Source organism: Rhodococcus sp. IEGM1428, from assembly GCF_050321865.1.
Classification (GTDB): domain Bacteria; phylum Actinomycetota; class Actinomycetes; order Mycobacteriales; family Mycobacteriaceae; genus Rhodococcoides.
Genome location: NZ_JBNQFW010000005.1, coordinates 171,998 through 191,268 on the forward strand (window position 1 = coordinate 171,998; position 19,271 = coordinate 191,268).

Here is a 19,271-nt window from a genome sequence, read left to right on the forward strand (position 1 = left end):
ACGGTGACGGCTCTTCCGTTCGCGGTGTTCGTCTACTGGCGCACGCGGTTCTTCTTTCGCGATCCGCATCGCGTACCGCCCGCCGATCCGCGGGCGGTCGTCGCTCCTGCAGACGGCTTCGTCACGTACGTGAAACGGGTGGAGGCAGGCAGTACCGCGTTCGCAGTCAAGAAGGGGCGAACCATCGCCCTCGACGAGATCGCCGGTGTCGCTGCAGCCGACAGCGGCTATCTCATCGGCATCTACATGTCCGAATACTCGGTGCACCGCAATCGAATTCCCATCTCGGGCACCGTCGGGATGCGCCGCCACCGGTCGGCGGCACCGTTCAACAAGTCGATGGCCCGGGTCGGAGCCAATCTGTTGACGCGGCGAACTCCGTACGACGAGGGCTGCGACTACCTGCTCACCAACGAGCGTCTCACCGTGTCGGTCGAGCATGCGTCCGGAGCCGTGGTGACGGTGACGCAGATAGCCGACCTGTGGGTCAACCGCATCGTCGCGCACATCGCGGTAGGCGACACCGTCGAACGCGGCGAGCAGTACGGGATGATCAAATTCGGTTCTCAGTGCGACGTGTTCGTGCCGGACGCACTCGTCGAGAGCATCTCCGCCAGGCCGGGGCAGTACGTGTTCGCGGGGGAGTCCGTCGTAGCTCGCTCGCCGATTTCCGTGTCCGACACACCATCTCGTGAGAAGGAACGATGATCACCGTCGAACAGGTCGTATCAGGAAAAGACTGGAAAGAGTTCGAGGCCGTCGCCGATCTGGTGTACCGGGGTGACCCGCACCGACTGCCCGACGAGCCGATGGATCTCGATCGCATCCTGATCTCGCCGCCCGCCGCCATCGCACAAACGCGAGACACCTGTGCTTTCGTCGCCCGTGAGGACGGCGTCGCTGTCGGACGGGTGGTGGCCATTCACGACAAGAGCTTCACCGAGTACACGGGTGAGTCGATCGGATTCTTCGGGTTCTACGAGGCGATCGACGACCACGAGATCGCGGCAGGTCTGCTCGATGCCGCAGCGGCGTGGTTGTCCGCGCGCGGGTTGGCCACCGTATCCGGGCCGTTCGGGCCGTCGATGTTCTACAGCGCGGGCATCGTCGTCGACGAAGTACCCGTCCTGCCACTGGTGGGAATGCCGCACAACCCGCTGTACTACGCCGCTCACTTCGAGAAGTGGGGTCTGGTGGGCATCAAGGACTTCTACAGCTACCTGTTCGACGATCCGTGCGTCATCTACAACCGTCCCGAATACGCCAGGCACATGCAGATTTTCGAGAAGATCAAGGCACGGTCCGAGGTCACGTTCCGGTCGATGAAGTATCGGACGCTGCGCCGCGACGCACGCATCGTGCGGGACCTCTACAACAAGACGTTCGTGAACTTCTGGGGCTACTCGCCGCTGTCGTTCGTCGAACTGTTCGAGCTGTTGAAGATGATGTTGCCCGTCCTCGATCGCCGCCTCACTCTCCTGGCGGAGTTGGACGGTAAGCCCGTCGGATTCCTGATGGGCATTCCGGACGTGAATCAGGCCGCGGCCAAGGCGGCGCACCTGAAGTCCAGGTGGCTGCGAGACCTGGTGACGCTCTGGCACGTCAAACGGCCCGGTCGAACCGACGTGATCGACGGGGTCCGTGTGGATATGTTGTTCGTCGATCCCGATTGCCCCGACCGAGCCGTGTCGTCGCTGCTCATCATGGAGATGTCGGTGCGGATGCGCGATCTCGGATTCACCAGGGTCGAGGCCGCGCCGGTACTCGACGACAGTCCCTGGATGAAAGGTTCGGTGCTCACTCGGATGGAGCAATCACCGCACCGGACCTACCGAATCTTCAGCCGCGAGCTCCCGCAGACATGACCGGGTCGGCAGTGCTGGAATCCAACCGACGCCGGCGCAGTATCGGCGACCGTTGGGGCCGAACGGTTGCGCGTCATCGGTGGGCGGTGCTGGCCGTCTGGCTGCTGCTCGCAGTGGGGTCCGCAATTATGTATCCCGCGCTGCAGAACTCGTTGGTGGGCGCCAACTTCTCCGTACCCGGAACCGAATCCAGCCGCGCCGACCGACTCGTCGAACAGCACTTCGCGTCCTTCGGGTCCGAACAGCTCGTCGTCACGTTCACCTCCGATACGGTCGACAGCCGGAACCCGGCCTTTCGCGAACGGGTAGGGGAGGTCGTCTCCTCGCTGCGGCAGTCACCGGATGTATTGCGTGTCGTCGATCCTTACGAGAGCGCCGGATTCGTCCCGACGATCTCCGCGGACGGGACGTCGGCGCTGGCGTTCGTCGGCGTCGGCGGCGATCCGCGTGATCGCATCGCCGTGGCCGAACGAATCCAGGAGCTGATCGGCGGCGCATCCCGCGACGGCATCGAGGTGGCGGTCACCGGCTATTCCCCGATGACGGTGGACCTGACGAAGGTCGAATCCGACGACGCCGTGCGCGCCGAGAGCATCGGACTGCCCCTCGCATTCGTGTTGCTGGTCCTGGCTCTGGGTTCGGTGGTCGCCGGCATCGTTCCGCTCGTCACCACCGGAATCGGAGTGCTGGCCGCCTTCGGAGTTTTTGCACTCCTGTCCAACGTCATGACATTCGACGTGCTGGTGACGACGGTGGCGTCGATGTTCGGGCTCGGCCTCGGCATCGACTACGCGCTGTTCATCGTCAGCCGATTCCGCGAGGAGATGGACCGAGCAGTTCCGGGTGAGCCCGATGGCCGTGCCCGCACGGACGCGGCCGTCGGTGCCGCGATGGGAACGGCCGGGCACACGATCGTCATCTCGGGCTTGGTGGTACTCATTGCTCTCGGCGCGTTGGCTATCGTCGATGTTCCTGCGGTGCAGAGTATTTCATTCGTCGTCGCCCTCACGGTGGCGTGTGTCGTCGTCGTGGCGTGGACTCTGCTGCCCGCCATCCTGGCGGTCCTGGGTTCGAGAATCTCCGGATTGTCGCTCCCACAGCGGTTTCAACCACCGTCGGTCGGTGAACACGCTGCAGCCGTCCCCACGTGGTGGTCGAGATGGGCTCGGCACGTCATCGAACGGCCCTGGCGCTACACCGCCGTCACCGCGGCCGTCCTGTTCGCCTGCCTCGCACCGATCGGTTCCATTCAGTACGGCGTCGATCTCGGAGCCGACGCGCTGAGCGCCGAACCGAGTGGCAAAGCCAACGCGGTCCTGACCGACAAGTTCGCTCCCGGCACCATCTCGCCCATCACCATCGTGTTCACCGGCGAGGACGACCGCGCACTCGATCCGGTCCAGACGGCAACGGTCGCGTCGTTCGCCGACCACGTTCGCTCCGATGGTCGCGTCGAATACGCACTCGCCCAGCAGGACGGTGGTCGGACGCTGCTGATCGTGGTTCCGTCGGTGCCGATCGATTCGACCGACGCTTCCGACCTGGTCACGTCGATCAGATCGCAGGCGCTGCTGGCGGCGGAACGTGACGGGACGAACGTGTCCGTCGGTGGGACCACCGCGCTGGTGGTCGACGCCTCTGCGGAGATATCGAGCAAATTTCTCTGGGTCGTCGCCGCAGTCCTGGCCTTCTCTCTGGTGTATCTGGGCATCGTCTTCCGAAGCGTGGTGATTCCGGTGAAGGCAGTGGCCATGAACGTGCTGGTGACCGGTGCCGCGTTGGGAGCCACGGTGGCGGTGTTCCAGTGGGGGTGGGGTTCGTCGCTCCTCGGATTCGAGAGCCCGGGCTACATTCAGGTGTACCTTCCGGTCACCGTCTTCGCAGTCGTCTTCGGGCTCTCGATGGACTACGAGGTGTTCCTCATCGGGCGCATGCGAGAAGTGTTCGTGCGCAACGACAGATCCGACACCGACAGGGCCAACGACAGTGCGATCGTCGACGGGCTGGAACACACTGCCAGGCCGATCACCGCGGCAGCAGCGATCATGATCGCGGTGTTCGCGAGCTTCCTCACCGCCGACGTGCTCGAGTTGCAACAGTTCGGCTTCGCACTTGCGGTGGCCGTGCTGTTCGATGCCGTGTTGGTTCGGATGATGATGGTGCCCGCGATGATGAAGCTGTTCGGCGCTCGAAACTGGTGGCCCGGTTCGCGAGATCGTCAGGTGGTCGGCAACTGAGCCGACGCCAGCACGGAGCCGTCGGAACTGCGGATCTCGATCTCGGTGACGTCGCCGCGAAGAACGGCTGCATTCATGCGGCACTCGATAGTGACGTCGCTGCCGAGAAACGTGCCGGACGTCAGTTCGGTGCCCGACCGATCGACGAGAACGACCTCGTACGGGCCCCGATCGGAGATGCCGTCCATGTCGAGGACGGTCTCGGTGCCCCACGTGTGGGCGACGAGGCCGCCTTCGATGTCCACGTTCGGCACGCTCGTGGTGAAGGCGACCTGCTCGTAGGCACCGAGGGTCCCCGGTGGGCCGGTGATCGCGGCAGGCGGCTCCGCAGGTTTCGGCCGAAAGGCGTCGACGCCGAGTACGACGCCACTGCCGACCACCAGTCCCACCAGTGCGGCTGCAGCCACCAGAGCGGCTGACCTGCGCCGCCCACCGAACCGCGGCGCGTCCTTTTCACGAGGTGACCGCCACGCCGAGTCGCCCGTCGTACCCAGGACTCGCTCGCGCAGGTCGGGCGACGTCGAAAATTCGAGCCATGGTCCGGTCGGACCGCGAGAACCGAGAGTCTCGGTCAGCGCGCGTAGTTCGGCGATGTCGGTGTCAACGGTGGGATCCGACGCTGCGAGCTCGCGCAGTTCTGCGGTCTCGGTGTCGTCGAGGTCGTCGGCGACGGCAGCGGCGATCAGCTCGGCTCGGCGATCGTCTCGGGCGTTCATGCTTCCTCCTGTCCGGCGAGATGGTCTCGGAGCGCCCTCAATGCGTAGAAGGCACGGGTGCGCAGTGTTCGTACGGCCACTCCCGTCGACTCGGAGAGCTCCGCGTAGGTCGTTCCGGCCAGGTGCACGGCGACGACGACCTGTCGGTGGTCGGGGGAGAGCAGCGCCAGCGCGGCGATGATGCGCAGCCGCTCGTCGACGTCGGGGCTGGTGTCCCGCGAGATCGCAACCGATTGCCGGTCGACGTCCTCGATCCGTTCCGACGCCGACTTGGGCATTCTGCTCAACGACCGTTGGACGTCGACGATGACGTTGCGTTCGATGGCGAACAACCACGTGCGCAGCGATCCTCGACCTGGCTCGAAGCGGGATCGCGCTCGCCACGCGCGAAGGAACGTCTCCTGGACGCAATCCTCGGCGAGCGTTCGGTCACGTAGTGCATTGACGGCGAAACCGAGCATGGCCGACGCGTGCTCGTCGTACGCGGCAGCGACGTCGAAGTCCAGTTCGATCACGCTCCCGATGCTCATGACAGTGACTACGTCGACGGACGCCCGGGCGTTCATATCCGGGACTGGGATATTTCTTTACCGAGCTTTGAACATCGTGGCATCAACGGTCGTAGTCCACCGAGAGGGGTGCCTGGCGCGCGCCTCGAACAGTGCCTACCGCGAGTACAACTACTCTTGTGATCGGGCTGCCCGACTCGGAATATTTGTTCGACGGACGCGACTAGCGTGTGGATCGAGTCCACGAAAGGTGCACCTATGTCGTTCACCGATCCGGCCGCGCCGGTTCCGACTATCCTGCGGACCGACCAGTTCCTGCTCCGCCCGATCACCCCAGCTGACGCGCCCGCCGATCACGCAGCGCTGATGGAGACGCGGGAACAGCTGAGGCGTTGGGAGCAGGCGACGTGGCCCGAGGATGACTTCAGCGTCGAAGCCAACCGAGAAGACCTCGTCGGCCTCGAGGAGCGCCATGCAGCGCATCGGGCCTTCACCTACACCGTCGTCGATCCAGTTACCGACGAATGCCTGGGCTGCGTCTACTTGTTCCCCACAGATGCGACGTTCCTGACGAAGGCCACCGTGACGCCTACCGGTGAGGGCGGGTGGGATTCCGTCGATGTCGTTGTCTACTTCTGGGTTCGCAAGTCGCGTATGCAGACGGGTATGGACTCGAAGTTGCTCGACGTGCTGCGCGCCTGGCTGATGGGGGAATGGAAGCTGAGCACCGCGGTCTTCGTTGTCAGCGACCAGTTCGCCGAGCAGATCGAACTGCTCGAGCACACCGATCTGACCAAGCAGTTCGAGATCGTCGAACCCGGAAAGGTCGGCAGATTTTCTGCCTACGGTTGAGATCCACACTGCCGCACTGTGGTCGACATCAGGCAGGACCCCCGATCCAATAGCCCGGGCAGGCAGGAGGGATGGAGTCTAGTATTTACTCATGCGAGTAAAACTGTCGGACCGGGCAAGCGGCCGTCGGGCCCAGATCATCGAAGCGACCATCCGCACGCTCGCCGAGGTCGGATACGACGGGACTTCGTTCGCGGCCATCGTGCGGCGTGGTGGGCTGAGCAGCACCCGAATGATCTCGTATCACTTCGAGGATCGCGCCGAGTTGATGACGCAGGTCGCGCTCACCGTCATCACCGATCTCGGTCACGCTGTCGCCGAGCGAGTCCGCGCGGCAACGACGAAGACGACCGCTGTCCGCGCCTATATCGAGGCAAACTTGGCGCATATGGCCGATCATCGAGCCGAGATGGTCGCGCTCACTATCCTGCTCGGTGCCGGTGCGCTGCATGTTCCTGCAGGCTCCCGGCCCTCGGGAATCGAAGCGCTGCAACAGATCATCGATGACGGATGTCGATCCGGCGAGCTCTACACGAGCGATCCGCGGGTCGCCGCCACCGTCATCCAGCAGTCGATCGAAGCGGTCCCGCACCTGCTGCGGCACGAGCCGGATGTCGATCTGGTGGCTTATGCCCGCGATATGACGGAGTTTTTCGAAACCGCACTCAGGGCCGACCGAACCGACTGGCGAGAGTCGTGACCAGCCCCGTGACCCCCGAGGCACCACGGCAGCCTGGCTTCCCGGTACTCACCGCGATCGTGGCCGGAGTGACGCTGCTGATCAGCCTCGTCGCCCAACTCTCCCCGGGGTTGATGGACCTACTCGTCCGTGATCGGCCGCAGCTGCTGGCGGGCCAGTGGTGGCGAGCCGTGAGCCCGATCCTGGTGCAACCGGACGGTTGGGGACAGCTCGCCTTCAACCTGGTCGGCATCGTTCTGGTCGGCACGGCTGTGCAGCGTCGAGTCGGCGCGATGTCCTGGCTGTCCGCCTACCTCGTCGGCGGTGTGGCAAGCGTGGCCATCTACAGCGCCTGGCATCCGACCGACACCGGAGGCGGCTCCTCCGCTGCCGTCGCGGCCCTGATCGGGGTCTTGGTCCTGACGTCCCGGACCGATGCGCCACCGCAACGTCCCGTCGAGTTCGCCCACTGGTACGCGATCTTCTTCAGCGTCTACCTGACCGCTTTGGATCTGGGCGGGGTGACAGCATCGGTGATCGCCGGGAACCTCTCGATCGTCGCCGTTGCGGTAGGGCGGCGTGCTCTGGGCGCGGACGGCATCGTCCGGATCGGTGGGCCGGTAGTCGTTGTCGCCGCCGTGGTGATGACGATGATGCGGGACGATCACGGCACCGGACTCCTGATCGGCCTCGCGGTCGGCGTGCTGGTGCTGCTCCGGCGCTACAGACCGCCGGCCGTAGCTCCGTCGGTCGCCGTGCTCGCTGATCTCCTCGCCCCGATCGCGATGTACTACTTGTTGCGGCACTGGGGATCCGACACCGGAACCGCGTTGTTGGCAGGTGCTGTTATCCCGGCTGTCTCGGTGCTCGTCCGGGCCGTCCGGGCCGTCCGGCACCGCCGGATCGACGCGCTCGGCAGCTCGGTCCTGGTGGTGCTCGTGGTGAGTGCTGCGGCCGAGGAGTTTTCCGGCGATCCGCGCATCCTCCTGTTCAAGGACGCGCTACTGACGGCTGCGTGGGGCTGCTGGTTTCTGGTCAGCGTGCGCGCCCGACGCCCGCTGAGTTACCGGTTGACCCGTCCGTTGCTCGACCGGTCCGTCCATCCCAGCGCGACTGACGTGACCGGGAGTGGTGATCCTGGCCGCTGGGAAGCGTTGTGGGAAAACGAGCCTGGGTTCCGACGTGCCTGGCGGGTGACGTCGTTGATCTGGGCGGGTGCTCTGTTCTTCGACGCGATGATCCGAATGCTGATGGCGGTCATGTTGCCGATCGACCGGGTGCCGGCCCTGTCGGGCATCCTCTGGATCGTCACCCTGGTGGCGCCACAGGTCGTCACCAACATCCATCTGACAAGGTCCGGCACCTGGACGCTGTTGCGGCAGCAACGACATCGAGAAGGTGCGGCCGCTCCGAGTGACGCAGGCTCGTGACTCGACGAGACCGGCATCTGCGGTCCATCGGAGCCCCTCGGTCAGCGGGACGATGTCGCCCGGCCGGACACCCGGGCGTCATATCCGGGACTGGAATATTTCTTTACCGAGCTTTGAACATCGTGGCATCAGCGGTCGTACTCCTCTGCACGGGCTCGCTTGCCCGATACTCCCACGGAAGGCACACGAGATGACCAGACGCTCGATCACCCGCCCGGCACTGTCCGTCCGCGGCACCTCCACCGCAGTCGTCGGTGGCACGGCCGCCGCGCTGATGCTGTTCACCGCCGCCCCGGCCGGTGCCGATACCCCTGTTGCCGAACCGGATTCGTTCACCAGTGCCTTCACTGCAATGGCAACCCCCGAACAGGTCCTCAACGGCGAGGGTGTGGCCACTCCGGGTCAGCCTGGCGCAACGGGAACCTTCACGCTGCGTGTCAATTCCGACCTCGACATCGTGTGTTACGACATCGCGCTCGACGGCGTCACCGGCGACTACATGAGCCCGGCCAAGACCTCTACCCACCTTCACCAGGCTGCAACGGGTGCCGCCGGGCCGCCGCGGCTGGCCTTCCCGAACCCGACTCCGATCGGTGACGGCCCACGAACCAGCAGTGGCTGCATGCAGGGACCGTTCACCACCGGTCTGACGCCGGCCGGGGCCAGCGCCGACAGCGGTACCGGATTCACTCTGGACCAGATCGAAGCCAACCCGGCGGGCTTCGCCGCCGACACCCACACCGTCGACTTCTCGGCCGGGGCCGTGCGCGGACAGCTGACCCAGATTCCGGTCGGATCCGTCGCGACCGGAGGTGGCGGTTCCGCGCTGGCGGCATCCGATTCCGCGACCAGTTCCACAGTGCCCCTCGTCGGCGCGGTAGCCCTCGGCGCAGTAGTCCTGGGTGCAGTAGTCCTGGGTGCAACGGCGATCGCGGGAGTGACGTTGGTAGCTCGCCGCAACGGGACGGCACGCAGCTGAGATACCGGCATCTGGTTGCTCTGACGGCAGTGGTGGTGGTGACGGGCTGTACCGCCGAACCATCACCACCTGCCGCTCCACCACCGCCGGCTGTGCCCGTTTCCTCGCAGCCGTCGTCCGGCATGTCCACTCCCTCCCCCGTGGTGGACTCGGTGTGGCCTGCCCCGGCACGGTTGAGCGCCCAGACCATCGAACTCGACGAGCCTCTGATCGGCCTCGGTCTCACCGGGGACGGGCAGATGCAGGTACCGAGCGACTACGACGGCGTCGGATGGTTCACCGGCGGCGGTCGGCCCGGCGTGATCGGGAGTCCGACAGTGCTCGCCGGCCATGTCGATTCCACGACCGGCCCCGCGGTGTTCGATCGATTGTCCGAGCTGCGACCGGGAGATGTCGTCACGGTGGCAGACGAGACGGGTGGTCGAGCCGACTACCGTGTCGATCGGATCGGCGACTACGGCAAAGCGGAGTTCCCGACGGCCCTCGTCTTCGGAGCGGTGGCTGCCGACGAGATCCGATTGATCACGTGCTCGGGTGACTTCGATAGGTCCGTGGGCAGCTACGAGCGGAACCTGGTTGTGTACGGGGTGCGGCAGTAGCGGGTGGATTCGGTGGAAGCGGCGTTTTGGAGTTGACACCGAGAGTGTTGTAGTCTGGTCGACGGTTCGGATCACGAGTGCTCGCACTCCGATCCAGATCGCCCAATCAAGTTCTACCCAAGACCGTTGGTCACCGCCTTCTCGAAGGATTCGCTTCCGGGAGTTGCGCGGTTGAAGGTCCGAGATCGCTTCGGACGGCCCACGCAGGAGAACGAGGTAGGGAACCTGTATGCAGCCCTCGCGGTTGCCCGCTCGTTCACGCCCCGTGTGCTTCTTGCGCCGGGGCGTTCGTCGTTTTCCGGCCCTCTCGCGATCGACACAACTTCCCACGAGAGGAGGCGAAGTATGGCAAAGCCCGAAAAGGTCTCAGCAGTATCGGAGATCACCGAACAGTTCAAGGGTTCGACGGCTGCCGTCGTCACGGAATACCGTGGCCTGTCGGTGTCCGGTCTGACTCAGCTCCGGCGTGCGCTCGGCGAAGGTGCCACGTACTCCGTCGCCAAGAACACCCTGGTCAAGCGCGCAGCTGCCGAAGCCGGTATCACCGGCCTCGACGATTTGTTCGTCGGACCGACCGCCATTGCATTCATCAAGGGCGAGCCGGTCGACGCTGCGAAGGCCATCAAGGCCTTCGCAAAGGACAACAAGGCCTTGATCGTCAAGGGCGGCTACATGGACGGCGCAACGCTGTCCGTGGACGAGATCAACAAGATCGCAGACCTCGAGTCGCGCGAAATCCTGTTGGCCAAGCTCGCCGGCGCCATGAAGGGCAACTTGTCGAAGGCTGCAGGCCTGTTCAACGCTCCCGCATCGCAGTTCGCGCGTTTGGCGTTCGCGTTGCAGGAGAAGAAGGCTGCCGGCGCACCCGCCGCAGCCGAGGCACCTGCAGAAGCAGAAGCACCGGCGGAAGCTCCCGCCGAAAGCTGATCCGCTGGTATTGGCGAACAGCTCAGCTCCACACCACCAACACCAAGTCGCGGATCAGCGACCAGGTACTTACAGGAAGGACCCGCCACCATGGCGAAGCTCAGCACCGAAGAATTGCTCGACCAGTTCAAGGAGCTCACCCTCCTCGAGCTCAGCGAGTTCGTGAAGGCATTCGAGGAGACCTTCGAGGTCACCGCAGCCGCTCCCGTCGCCGTCGCAGCAGCAGGCGCAGCCGGTGCTCCGGCTGAGGCTGCCGAAGAGCAGGACGAGTTCGACGTCGTCCTCGAGTCGGCCGGCGACAAGAAGATCCAGGTCATCAAGGTCGTCCGTGAGGTCGTCTCCGGCCTCGGCCTGAAGGAAGCCAAGGACCTCGTCGAGAGCGCTCCGAAGGCCATCCTGGAGAAGGTCGCCAAGGACGCAGCCGAGGCTGCCAAGGAGAAGCTGGAAGCTGCCGGCGCAAAGATCTCCGTCAAGTAAGACCGCTTCTTTGCAGTCGTACTTCGCGCTCTGATCGCACGAGCGCAGAAGGGGCCGTTCTCACCTCGGTGGGAGCGGCCCCTTTTCTGTGTTTCGAGCCCTGCCCTCTTCTGTGTTCCAGGCGTTGTATCGGGTGCATCGTTGTGATCGATCACTGACTCTGCCGGATCGCGTGACACCCCGATTCGGCCCCTGTTTACTCGACCTCGCCGAAGTCTGAAGCACGTCGAAGGGTTTCGGTTGGGTTCACTTGTGGTGTGTCACAGCATTTCGCCACTGGTACTTGTCACAGTTCTGGCGAGTTGCCGACCGTGTCGCGTGAGATGAGCCACACTGATGCAAGCTCTACAGCCTGACTCGGGGAAGTTCTTACTGGGCGGTAAGCTCCTGTGTCGGTGCGGACACCTGCATGGGATACAGTGACGCAACCCACATCCGGGTCGATGTGTACGAATTGTGGAGGTCAGCGTGGGAGTCGAGGTTTCGGTCGAAGGATTGACCAAGTCTTTCGGTGTACAGAAGATTTGGCAGGACGTGACGTTGACCCTGCCGAAGGGTGAAGTCAGTGCGCTCCTCGGTCCTTCCGGTACCGGCAAGTCGGTCTTCCTGAAGTCCTTGATCGGCCTGCTGCGTCCCGAACAGGGCAAGATTTTCATCGACGGAACCGACATCCTGCAGTGCTCCTCCCGTGAGCTCTACGAGATCAGGAAGCTGTTCGGGGTGCTGTTCCAGGACGGCGCGCTGTTCGGCTCGATGAACCTCTACGACAACGTCGCGTTCCCGCTTCGCGAGCACACGAAGAAGTCCGAGTCCGACATCCGCAAGATCGTCATGGAGAAGCTCGAGCTGACAGGTCTGCTCGGCGCAGAAGACAAGCTGCCCGGCGAGATTTCCGGTGGTATGCGCAAGCGCGCCGGCCTTGCCCGCGCTCTCGTGCTCGATCCCGAGATCATTCTGGTCGACGAGCCCGACTCCGGCCTCGATCCCGTTCGCACCACGTACATCTCGCAGACTCTGATCGACATCAACGCCAACATCGATGCCACGATCCTGATCGTCTCGCACAACATCAACCTCGCTCGAACGGTGCCCGACAACATCGGCATGCTCTTCCGTCGTCAGCTGGTCATGTTCGGCCCACGCGAGGTACTCCTCACCAGCGACGAGCCGGTGGTCAAGCAGTTCCTCAACGGCACCATGATCGGTCCGATCGGCATGTCGGAGGAGAAGGACGAGGCGCAGATGGCGCACGAGCAGGCCCTCGTCGACGCCGGGCACCACGCCGGTGGCGTCGACGACGTGGAAGGCATCGTGCCGCAGATGAAGGCCACTCCCGGCACCCCCGTGCGGCAGGCTGTCGGACGCAGGCAGGAGCGGGTCCGTCAGATCATGCACACGTTGCCGCACAACGCGCAGGTCGCCATCCAGGAGAGCCTCGATACCACCGACCCCGGGCAGCAGTACCCCGCCTACGCCGGCCAGCAGGGGTACGACCAGCAGGGTTACGACCAGCAGGGCTACAACCAGCAGGGGTACGACCAGCAGGGGTACGACCAGCAGGGCTACGGCGGGCAAGGTCATGATCAACAGGGCTACCAAGCTCCTACGCAAGGTCGGGGTCAATAGCAGACATGGGGGGATCGAAGAAGTCCACGTTCGCTCCGGCGAACGCCGCTCTGACACAAGCCGGCAATATCGTCGAACTTCTGGTCGAGGTCGTTCGGAACACCTTTCGGAGGCCGTTCCAGTTCCGTGAGTTCATCGAGCAGGCCTGGTTCATCGCCAGTGTGACGATTTTGCCGACTGCGCTCGTCGCCATTCCTTTCGGCGCTGTGGTCTCGCTGCAGACCGGATCGCTCATCAAGCAGCTCGGTGCCGAATCGTTCACCGGTGCAGCCAGCGTGCTCGCGGTCATCCAGCAGGGTTCACCCCTGGTCACGGCCCTTCTCGTTGCCGGTGCCGCGGGCTCGGCTGTCACCGCCGACCTGGGCTCACGGACAATTCGCGAGGAGATCGACGCGATGCGTGTTCTGGGTATCGACCCGGTGCACCGCTTGATCGTTCCGCGTGTGCTGGCCATGATCCTCATCGCGCTGTTGCTCAACGGCCTGGTTTCGGTCGTCGGCATCGCGGGTGGCTACTTCTTCAACGTGATCCTCCAGGGCGGTACCCCCGGTGCGTACCTGGCATCGTTCTCGGCGCTGGCACAGCTTCCGGATCTCTATGTGGCAGAAGCGAAAGCGGCGATCTTCGGTCTCATTGCGGGCATCATCGCCTCGTACAAGGGTCTCAACCCCAATCCCGGACCCAAGGGCGTCGGTGAGGCAGTGAATCAGACCGTGGTCATCACGTTCCTGCTGCTCTTCTTCGCCAACCTCATTCTGACCCTGGTGTACCTCCAGGTCGTTCCAGCGAAGGGAGCGTAACCGCGATGACTATCGCAAGAGGTCGCGGTGACCGCACACTGATGCGCGTCAAGCGCGTCGGCAATGCTCCTCTCAACGTGCTCGATCGCGCAGGCGAGCAGATGTCGTTCTACCTGCGGGCGATCGGGTGGATTCCCAAGACTGCAGTGCACTACAAGAAGGAGGTGCTCCGCCTGCTGGCGGAGGTCACCTTCGGCAGCGGCGCGCTGGCCGTCATCGGTGGCACCATCGGCGTGATCGTGATGATGTCGGGCTTCACCGGCATCGTCGTCGGCCTGCAGGGCTACGCAGCGCTCGAACAGCTCGGAAGCTCCGTGCTCACCGGGTTCCTGTCCGCGTACGTCAACACCCGTGAAATCGCACCGATCGTCGCGGGCCTGGCGCTCTCGGCAACCGTCGGCTGTGGCTTCACCGCTCAGCTCGGTGCCATGCGGATCTCCGAGGAGATCGATGCGCTCGAGGTCATGGCTGTGCCGAGCGTGCCGTTCCTCGTCACCACCCGCATGATCGCCGGCTTCGTCGCGGTCATCCCGCTCTACATCGTCGGTCTGCTTGCGTCCTACGTCGCGTCCAGGGGGATCAGCACGATCTTCAACGGCCAGTCGTCGGGGTCGTACGACCACTACTTCAATCTGTTCCTGCCCCCGGAAGACGTGTTGTATTCCTTCCTCAAGGTGCTCATCTTCGCTTTCGTGCTGATCATGATCCACTGCTACTACGGCTATCACGCCTCGGGCGGACCGGCTGGCGTCGGTGTGGCAGTGGGCCGCGCCGTGCGTACGGCAATCGTCACGATCGCCGTATTGGACTTCTTCCTGAGCCTCGCCATCTGGGGCACGACCACCACAGTGAGGGTTGCCGGATGATCGACTCGCCGTCGCGACTGCAGCGAGTACTGCTCGGACTTGCATTCTTCCTGGTGCTCATCCTGTTTCTCGGATGGAGCATCACCTCCTACAACAAGACGTTCAAGTCCGTGGTGAACGTGAGCCTCGAAACCGACTCGGTCGGAAACTCTCTGCCGATGAACGCGGACGTCAAGGTGCGCGGAATGATCGTGGGCGAGGTGCGATCGGCGTCGAGCGTCGACGGTGTCGTCACCTCGCAGCTGGCGATCGATCCCGACAAGGCACCGCTGATTCCGTCGAACGCGACGGCTCGGCTGCTTCCGAAGACTCTGTTCGGCGAGCGTTACGTCTCGCTGATCGTGCCCGAGAACGATTCGGCGTCGCCGATCACCGACGGCACGGTTCTGCGTCAGGACACGAGCGGAAACGCGATCGAGGTCGGGCAGCTGCTCGACGGCTTGCTCCCGCTGCTGCAGGCGATTCCGCCGCAGGATCTGGCCAATACCCTCGGGTCACTGGCTCAGGGTCTCAGCGGGCGCGGCGAGCAACTGGGGCAGACCATCGACAATCTGACGAACATCGTGTCGGGTCTGAACACGGAGCTGCCGAACATTCAGCAGACCCTCGTCGGTCTCGCGGATTTCTCCCAGACCTACGCGGACGCGGCACCGGAGCTGATCTCGGCTCTGGACAATCTGCGGACGACGGGCAACACCGTCGTCGAGCGTCAGTCCGGTCTCGAAACGCTGTACGGCTCGCTCACGTCGGCGTCGAACGTCACCGCGGACTTCCTGCAGGCGAACTCCGAGAATCTGATCAGCTTGGCCGCGAATTCCCGTGAGGCTCTCGAACTGCTTGCCGAGTTCTCGCCGACGTTCGGCTGCACCTTCACTCAGTTCGCCGAAGGTGCAAGGCGCGGCGCGGTTGTGCTCGGCGAGGGCGACGAGTACCCCGGCATCAACGTCTCCGCATCGTTCGTGAACCCGAAGGGCCGTTACTTGCCGAACCAGGACGAGCCGCGCTTGTTCGACGATCGCGGAGCCACGTGCTTCGAGCCTGCAGCACCCGGCGAGTTCTTCCCGCAGTACCCGGGAGGCTCGATCAACGACGGTTCATACCAGGTCCCGACCCGCAACCCGGGTCCGCAGGTGATCCCCGGACAGGGACCGCCCAAGTCGGCTCAGAGTTCGATCGTTCCGGCCATCGCGGAATCCGCAGAGCCGGCGAGCTACGAGGGCTCGGACTTCGAGCGCGACACACTTGCCGTGATCTACGGACAGGCGAGTGGCGTTGCACCGGACAGCATTCCGTCGTGGGCAGCCGCTATCGGCGCTCCGGCATTGAGAGGAGCGGAGGTGAGCGTGAAATGAGAGGCCTTCTCGCGCCGATCATCAAGTTGGTCGTGTTCGCTGTGGTCACGATCCTCGCCACGGCCACCCTTGCCTTCACCATCGCCAATTCGAGTGGCGGCGGCGGCACCACGTTCTCGGCGATGTTCACCGACGTCACCTCCCTCAACAAGGGCGACGAAGTTCGGATCGCAGGCGTTCGCGTCGGCCAGGTGGACAACATCGAGATCGCCAACGAGCGCGAAGCGAAGGTGGACTTCACGCTCAGCAGCCGCGACTGGCTGCCCGCGAGTTCGACGGCGACGATCCGTTTCCGAAACCTGGTGGGTCAGCGCTACATCGCCATCGAGCAGGGCTCGGGGGACCAAGGTCAGAAGATCAACGGGGGTGCGACGATCCCGCTGGAGCGGACCAAGCCTGCCGTGAACCTGACCACGCTGTTCGACGGCTTCCGGCCGCTGTTCACCACGCTCAGTGCAGACGACGTCAACAAGCTGTCCTACCAGATCATTCAGGTGTTCCAGGGGGAGTCGGGCACCATCAACGAGCTGGTGACCAACACTGCGAGTCTGACGAACACGGTCGCAGACAAGGATCAGGTCATCGGCCAGGTCATCACCAATCTCAACAACGTGCTGGCGACGGTCAATCAGAACGACGGCCAGCTCGACAGTCTCATCGTCAACACCCAGAAGCTCGTCTCCGGACTGTCGGCCGATCGTGATGTCGTGGGTTCGGCGGTCACGTCGTTGGCCGGTCTGACCAACGCAACGGCCGACCTGCTCGAGCCGACGAGGCCGTCGATCCAGGGATCGGTGACGGCACTGAACACGCTGTCGGAGACGGTCAACCGCCGCAGCGACGACGTCGACAAGGTCCTCGGAATTCTGCCGAACAAGCTGGACAAGCTCATCCGCACAGCCCAGCAGGGATCCTGGTTCACGTTCTACCTCTGCGGCATCGACATCGTTGCCGGACCGGGGTATTCGCCGAACCTGAACTTGCCGACCGGGCTTCCGACCGTAAACCAGCCGCTGTACACGAACTCGGCAGAGCGCTGCAAAGCTGGGGGGATCAAGCAATGAAATCTCGTCGTAGTCCGGCAACCATCGGTGCGCTGGGAATCGCCATCATCCTGCTCGCCACGATGTCTGTCTTCTTTCTCGACCGGCTTCCGATCATCGGTGCAGGATCGGTGTACACCGCAGAGTTCAGCGAAGCAGCAGGTCTCAAGCCGTCCAACGAGGTCCGTATCGCGGGTGTCAAGGTCGGCAAGGTGACCGATGTGCGTCTCGAAGGCGACCGGGTACTCGTGGACTTCACGGTGCAGGACGCCTGGGTCGGCAACGAGTCACGGGCGGCCATCGCCATCAAGACGCTCCTGGGTCAGAAATACCTGGCCCTCGATCCCAGCGGCTCGGACACGTTGAGCCCCAAGGACACGATTCCACTCGATCGCACCACGTCTCCGTACGACGTCATCGATGCGTTCTCGGCGGCGGCATCGACGATCAACGACATCGACACCGATCAACTCGCGAACAGCATGCGAACCCTGTCCGAGGCGTTCTCGGAGACGCCGGCGAACATTCGTGCGTCCTTGGACGGCGTGACTCGGTTGTCTCAGACGGTGGCAAGCCGCGACGAGGAACTGAAGAAGCTGTTCGCCGCTACCGGCGAGACCTCGAAGGTGCTGGCCGACCGCAACGAGCAGTTCAACAAGTTGATCACCGATGCAGGCCCGTTGCTCGAAGAGCTCAACAACCGGCAGCAGGCCATTTCGCAGCTCCTCACCGGCACGCAGCGCGTATCTCAGGAGCTGACCGGTCTGGTCCGCGACAACGAGGCCACCATCAACCCGATGCTGCAGCAGCTCAACGGAGTCATCGAGATCCTGCAGCGCAACAACGACAATCTGGACCGGGCACTCAAGTTGTACGAGCCGTTCATTCGCCTCTACACCAACGTGACCGGTAACGGCCGGTGGCTCGATATCGTCCTGGCCAACCTCACACCACCCGGAGTTCCGTTGATACCTGGTTACCGCGAGCCCTCGGTCGACAAGTTGGCGGGGAACTGATGACAGACACTCAGGCAGCGCCGCGAAACAAGAACAAGCTCGCAATCATCGCGGTCGTCGTGGTGGTGGCACTGGTCGTAGCGGTCGCCGGTTGGTGGCTGTTCACCAGGGCCGGAACAACCAAGATCACCGCTTACTTCGACAAGTCGGTCGGCATCTATTCGGGTTCCGAGGTGCGTGTACTCGGCGTCAAGGTCGGTACCGTCGATTCCGTCACCCCGATGGGCGACGACGTCGAGGTCGTCCTCCGAGTCGACCGGGGCATCGATATCCCGGCCGATGCGAAGGCCGTCCAGGTCACCCCGTCGCTCGTCGCCGATCGCTATGTTCAGCTCGCACCCGCGTACACCGGCGGCGACACCATGGCCAGCGGAACGACCATCGGTCGCGATCGCACGGCCACACCTGTCGAGGTCGACGAGCTCTACTCGTCGATCAACGACCTGTCCAAAGCTCTCGGACCCGACGGGGCCAACAAGGACGGCGCGCTCACGGACTTCGTGAACACCGGTGCCGCCAACCTCGAGGGCAACGGTGAAGCGCTGGGCAACAGCATCACTCAGCTATCGGCGGCCGGTCGGACCCTGAGCGACTCGCGTACCGACGTGTTCGACACGATCAAGAATCTGCAGACCTTCGTCAGTGCTCTGTCCGTGAACGATCAGCAGGTGCGCAACTTCAACACCCAGTTGGCCGACCTGACCGGTTTCCTGTCCGGTCAGCGTGAGGATCTCGGTGCTGCGCTGCAGCAACTCTCGGTGTCGCTCGGTGACGTCGCTACGTTCGTCGCGGACAACCGCACCGAACTGACCGACGCGGCCAACGGGCTCGTACAGCCCACTCAAACCCTGGCCGACAACCGTGAGCAGCTGGTGCAGACCTTGACGTTGCTGCCACTGGCGATCAGCAACCTGGTCAATGCGTACGACGCCGAGTCGGGCACGCTCGCCTCGCGCGCCAATCTGCAGAACGAGACCCAGGATCCTCTCGGCACCGTCTGCCGGTTGATGGACCTGGGCAAGTTGGTACCCGGTGATCCGCGCTTCGAGGCTCTGGGAGCGCAGATTCAGCCGATCATCGATCAGTGCGCCAACATCACGACCATGATTCAGGTGCCTCTCGCCGACCAGAACCGGATTGTGCTGCCGTTCGGTGTTCTCACCAACGACATCCAGCAGAACCAGTCCGTGCCGGGCACGGTCCCGGGCGTTGTCTCGCCCAAGCTCGGAACCAGCTCGATGCCGGGTCTGGAGCAGTCGTACATCGGAGGTGGGGGACAGTGAGTACCTCTGTGAATC

General features: G+C 63.8%; 19 protein-coding genes. 17 read left to right on the top strand and 2 right to left on the bottom strand.

Annotation, left to right across the window (positions count from 1 at the left end; genetic code table 11):
• The first annotated feature begins 3 nt into the window (after positions 1 to 3).
• From ACQR3T_RS22020 to ACQR3T_RS22030, 3 genes are read left to right on the top strand one after another with little or no spacing between them, the layout of a single operon-like run.
• Positions 4 to 708 carry a phosphatidylserine decarboxylase gene (locus ACQR3T_RS22020; RefSeq protein WP_428694825.1) on the top strand — a complete coding sequence of 235 codons (705 nt, stop codon included), beginning with the start codon at positions 4 to 6 and terminating at the stop codon, positions 706 to 708.
• Positions 705 to 1,865: a hypothetical protein gene (locus ACQR3T_RS22025; RefSeq protein WP_428694826.1), complete on the top strand. Its 1,161-nt coding sequence runs from the start codon at positions 705 to 707 to the stop codon at positions 1,863 to 1,865. Before ACQR3T_RS22020 ends, ACQR3T_RS22025 begins: the two co-directional genes overlap by 4 nt.
• Positions 1,862 to 4,102, top strand: coding sequence for an MMPL family transporter (locus tag ACQR3T_RS22030; protein ID WP_428694827.1), 2,241 nt, complete (start codon positions 1,862 to 1,864; stop codon positions 4,100 to 4,102). The genes ACQR3T_RS22025 and ACQR3T_RS22030 overlap by 4 nt, the downstream gene beginning before the upstream one ends.
• Here the strand turns inward: ACQR3T_RS22030 and ACQR3T_RS22035 are convergent.
• Both ACQR3T_RS22035 and ACQR3T_RS22040 read right to left on the bottom strand, forming a co-directional pair.
• Positions 4,084 to 4,818 carry a hypothetical protein gene (locus ACQR3T_RS22035; RefSeq protein ID WP_428694828.1) on the bottom strand — a complete coding sequence of 245 codons (735 nt, stop codon included), beginning with the start codon at positions 4,816 to 4,818 and terminating at the stop codon, positions 4,084 to 4,086. The genes ACQR3T_RS22030 and ACQR3T_RS22035 overlap by 19 nt on opposite strands.
• The gene (locus ACQR3T_RS22040; protein WP_428694829.1) at positions 4,815 to 5,348 is read right to left on the bottom strand and encodes an RNA polymerase sigma factor; all 534 of its coding nucleotides are present in this window, start codon (positions 5,346 to 5,348) and stop codon (positions 4,815 to 4,817) included. The genes ACQR3T_RS22035 and ACQR3T_RS22040 overlap by 4 nt, the downstream gene beginning before the upstream one ends.
• Before the next feature lie 237 nt (positions 5,349 to 5,585).
• Between ACQR3T_RS22040 and ACQR3T_RS22045 the strand changes: the two genes are divergently transcribed.
• The 14 genes from ACQR3T_RS22045 (at position 5,586) to ACQR3T_RS22110 (ending at position 19,256) form a co-directional block, all read left to right on the top strand.
• A complete protein-coding gene (locus tag ACQR3T_RS22045) occupies positions 5,586 to 6,179 on the top strand; it encodes a GNAT family N-acetyltransferase (RefSeq protein ID WP_057475497.1) in 594 nt (197 codons plus the stop codon).
• Between the two features lie 91 nt (positions 6,180 to 6,270).
• Complete coding sequence (locus tag ACQR3T_RS22050) at positions 6,271 to 6,879, top strand: TetR/AcrR family transcriptional regulator (protein WP_428694830.1); 609 nt, start codon at positions 6,271 to 6,273, stop codon at positions 6,877 to 6,879.
• On the top strand, positions 6,876 to 8,288 hold the full coding sequence (locus ACQR3T_RS22055; protein WP_428694831.1) for a VC0807 family protein: 1,413 nt from the start codon (positions 6,876 to 6,878) through the stop codon (positions 8,286 to 8,288). The genes ACQR3T_RS22050 and ACQR3T_RS22055 overlap by 4 nt, the downstream gene beginning before the upstream one ends.
• Before the next feature lie 190 nt (positions 8,289 to 8,478).
• Positions 8,479 to 9,267, top strand: coding sequence for a CHRD domain-containing protein (locus ACQR3T_RS22060; RefSeq protein WP_428694832.1), 789 nt, complete (start codon positions 8,479 to 8,481; stop codon positions 9,265 to 9,267).
• 122 nt (positions 9,268 to 9,389) lie between these two features.
• Positions 9,390 to 9,866 carry a class F sortase gene (locus ACQR3T_RS22065; RefSeq protein ID WP_428694833.1) on the top strand — a complete coding sequence of 159 codons (477 nt, stop codon included), beginning with the start codon at positions 9,390 to 9,392 and terminating at the stop codon, positions 9,864 to 9,866.
• Between the two features lie 345 nt (positions 9,867 to 10,211).
• Positions 10,212 to 10,793 carry a 50S ribosomal protein L10 gene (gene rplJ / locus ACQR3T_RS22070; RefSeq protein ID WP_032380459.1) on the top strand — a complete coding sequence of 194 codons (582 nt, stop codon included), beginning with the start codon at positions 10,212 to 10,214 and terminating at the stop codon, positions 10,791 to 10,793.
• Between the two features lie 90 nt (positions 10,794 to 10,883).
• Positions 10,884 to 11,270, top strand: a complete 387-nt coding sequence (gene rplL / locus ACQR3T_RS22075) for a 50S ribosomal protein L7/L12 (protein WP_032380460.1) — start codon at positions 10,884 to 10,886, stop codon at positions 11,268 to 11,270.
• 468 nt (positions 11,271 to 11,738) lie between these two features.
• Positions 11,739 to 12,896, top strand: a complete 1,158-nt coding sequence (locus ACQR3T_RS22080) for an ATP-binding cassette domain-containing protein (protein ID WP_207309252.1) — start codon at positions 11,739 to 11,741, stop codon at positions 12,894 to 12,896.
• 5 nt (positions 12,897 to 12,901) lie between these two features.
• A complete protein-coding gene (locus tag ACQR3T_RS22085; RefSeq protein WP_032380462.1) occupies positions 12,902 to 13,696 on the top strand; it encodes an MlaE family ABC transporter permease in 795 nt (264 codons plus the stop codon).
• 5 nt (positions 13,697 to 13,701) lie between these two features.
• Positions 13,702 to 14,562 (top strand): MlaE family ABC transporter permease, encoded by an 861-nt coding sequence (locus ACQR3T_RS22090; protein WP_032365270.1) that lies wholly within the window; start codon positions 13,702 to 13,704, stop codon positions 14,560 to 14,562.
• Positions 14,559 to 15,914 (top strand): MCE family protein, encoded by a 1,356-nt coding sequence (locus ACQR3T_RS22095; RefSeq protein WP_032380463.1) that lies wholly within the window; start codon positions 14,559 to 14,561, stop codon positions 15,912 to 15,914. The genes ACQR3T_RS22090 and ACQR3T_RS22095 overlap by 4 nt, the downstream gene beginning before the upstream one ends.
• A complete protein-coding gene (locus ACQR3T_RS22100) occupies positions 15,911 to 16,978 on the top strand; it encodes an MCE family protein (protein ID WP_032380464.1) in 1,068 nt (355 codons plus the stop codon). The genes ACQR3T_RS22095 and ACQR3T_RS22100 overlap by 4 nt, the downstream gene beginning before the upstream one ends.
• Complete coding sequence (locus ACQR3T_RS22105; protein WP_032380465.1) at positions 16,975 to 17,973, top strand: MCE family protein; 999 nt, start codon at positions 16,975 to 16,977, stop codon at positions 17,971 to 17,973. The genes ACQR3T_RS22100 and ACQR3T_RS22105 overlap by 4 nt, the downstream gene beginning before the upstream one ends.
• Positions 17,973 to 19,256 carry an MCE family protein gene (locus ACQR3T_RS22110; protein ID WP_428694834.1) on the top strand — a complete coding sequence of 428 codons (1,284 nt, stop codon included), beginning with the start codon at positions 17,973 to 17,975 and terminating at the stop codon, positions 19,254 to 19,256. The genes ACQR3T_RS22105 and ACQR3T_RS22110 overlap by 1 nt, the downstream gene beginning before the upstream one ends.
• The last annotated feature ends 15 nt before the right edge of the window (positions 19,257 to 19,271 follow it).

Excerpts from the sequence above, each read along its gene's own strand:
- ACQR3T_RS22100 (WP_032380464.1), top strand. The coding sequence starts at position 15,911 with ATGAGAGGCCTTCTCGCGCCGATCATCAAGTTGGTCGTGTTCGCTGTG.
- ACQR3T_RS22085 (WP_032380462.1), top strand. The coding sequence starts at position 12,902 with ATGGGGGGATCGAAGAAGTCCACGTTCGCTCCGGCGAACGCCGCTCTG.
- rplJ (WP_032380459.1), top strand. The coding sequence starts at position 10,212 with ATGGCAAAGCCCGAAAAGGTCTCAGCAGTATCGGAGATCACCGAACAG.
- ACQR3T_RS22090 (WP_032365270.1), top strand. The coding sequence starts at position 13,702 with ATGACTATCGCAAGAGGTCGCGGTGACCGCACACTGATGCGCGTCAAG.
- ACQR3T_RS22025 (WP_428694826.1), top strand. The coding sequence starts at position 705 with ATGATCACCGTCGAACAGGTCGTATCAGGAAAAGACTGGAAAGAGTTC.
- ACQR3T_RS22050 (WP_428694830.1), top strand. The coding sequence starts at position 6,271 with ATGCGAGTAAAACTGTCGGACCGGGCAAGCGGCCGTCGGGCCCAGATC.
- ACQR3T_RS22035 (WP_428694828.1), bottom strand. The coding sequence starts at position 4,818 with ATGAACGCCCGAGACGATCGCCGAGCCGAGCTGATCGCCGCTGCCGTC.
- ACQR3T_RS22030 (WP_428694827.1), top strand. The coding sequence starts at position 1,862 with ATGACCGGGTCGGCAGTGCTGGAATCCAACCGACGCCGGCGCAGTATC.
- ACQR3T_RS22065 (WP_428694833.1), top strand. The coding sequence starts at position 9,390 with ATGTCCACTCCCTCCCCCGTGGTGGACTCGGTGTGGCCTGCCCCGGCA.
- ACQR3T_RS22040 (WP_428694829.1), bottom strand. The coding sequence starts at position 5,348 with ATGAGCATCGGGAGCGTGATCGAACTGGACTTCGACGTCGCTGCCGCG.
- ACQR3T_RS22060 (WP_428694832.1), top strand. The coding sequence starts at position 8,479 with ATGACCAGACGCTCGATCACCCGCCCGGCACTGTCCGTCCGCGGCACC.
- ACQR3T_RS22045 (WP_057475497.1), top strand. The coding sequence starts at position 5,586 with ATGTCGTTCACCGATCCGGCCGCGCCGGTTCCGACTATCCTGCGGACC.
- ACQR3T_RS22095 (WP_032380463.1), top strand. The coding sequence starts at position 14,559 with ATGATCGACTCGCCGTCGCGACTGCAGCGAGTACTGCTCGGACTTGCA.
- ACQR3T_RS22110 (WP_428694834.1), top strand. The coding sequence starts at position 17,973 with ATGACAGACACTCAGGCAGCGCCGCGAAACAAGAACAAGCTCGCAATC.
- rplL (WP_032380460.1), top strand. The coding sequence starts at position 10,884 with ATGGCGAAGCTCAGCACCGAAGAATTGCTCGACCAGTTCAAGGAGCTC.
- ACQR3T_RS22105 (WP_032380465.1), top strand. The coding sequence starts at position 16,975 with ATGAAATCTCGTCGTAGTCCGGCAACCATCGGTGCGCTGGGAATCGCC.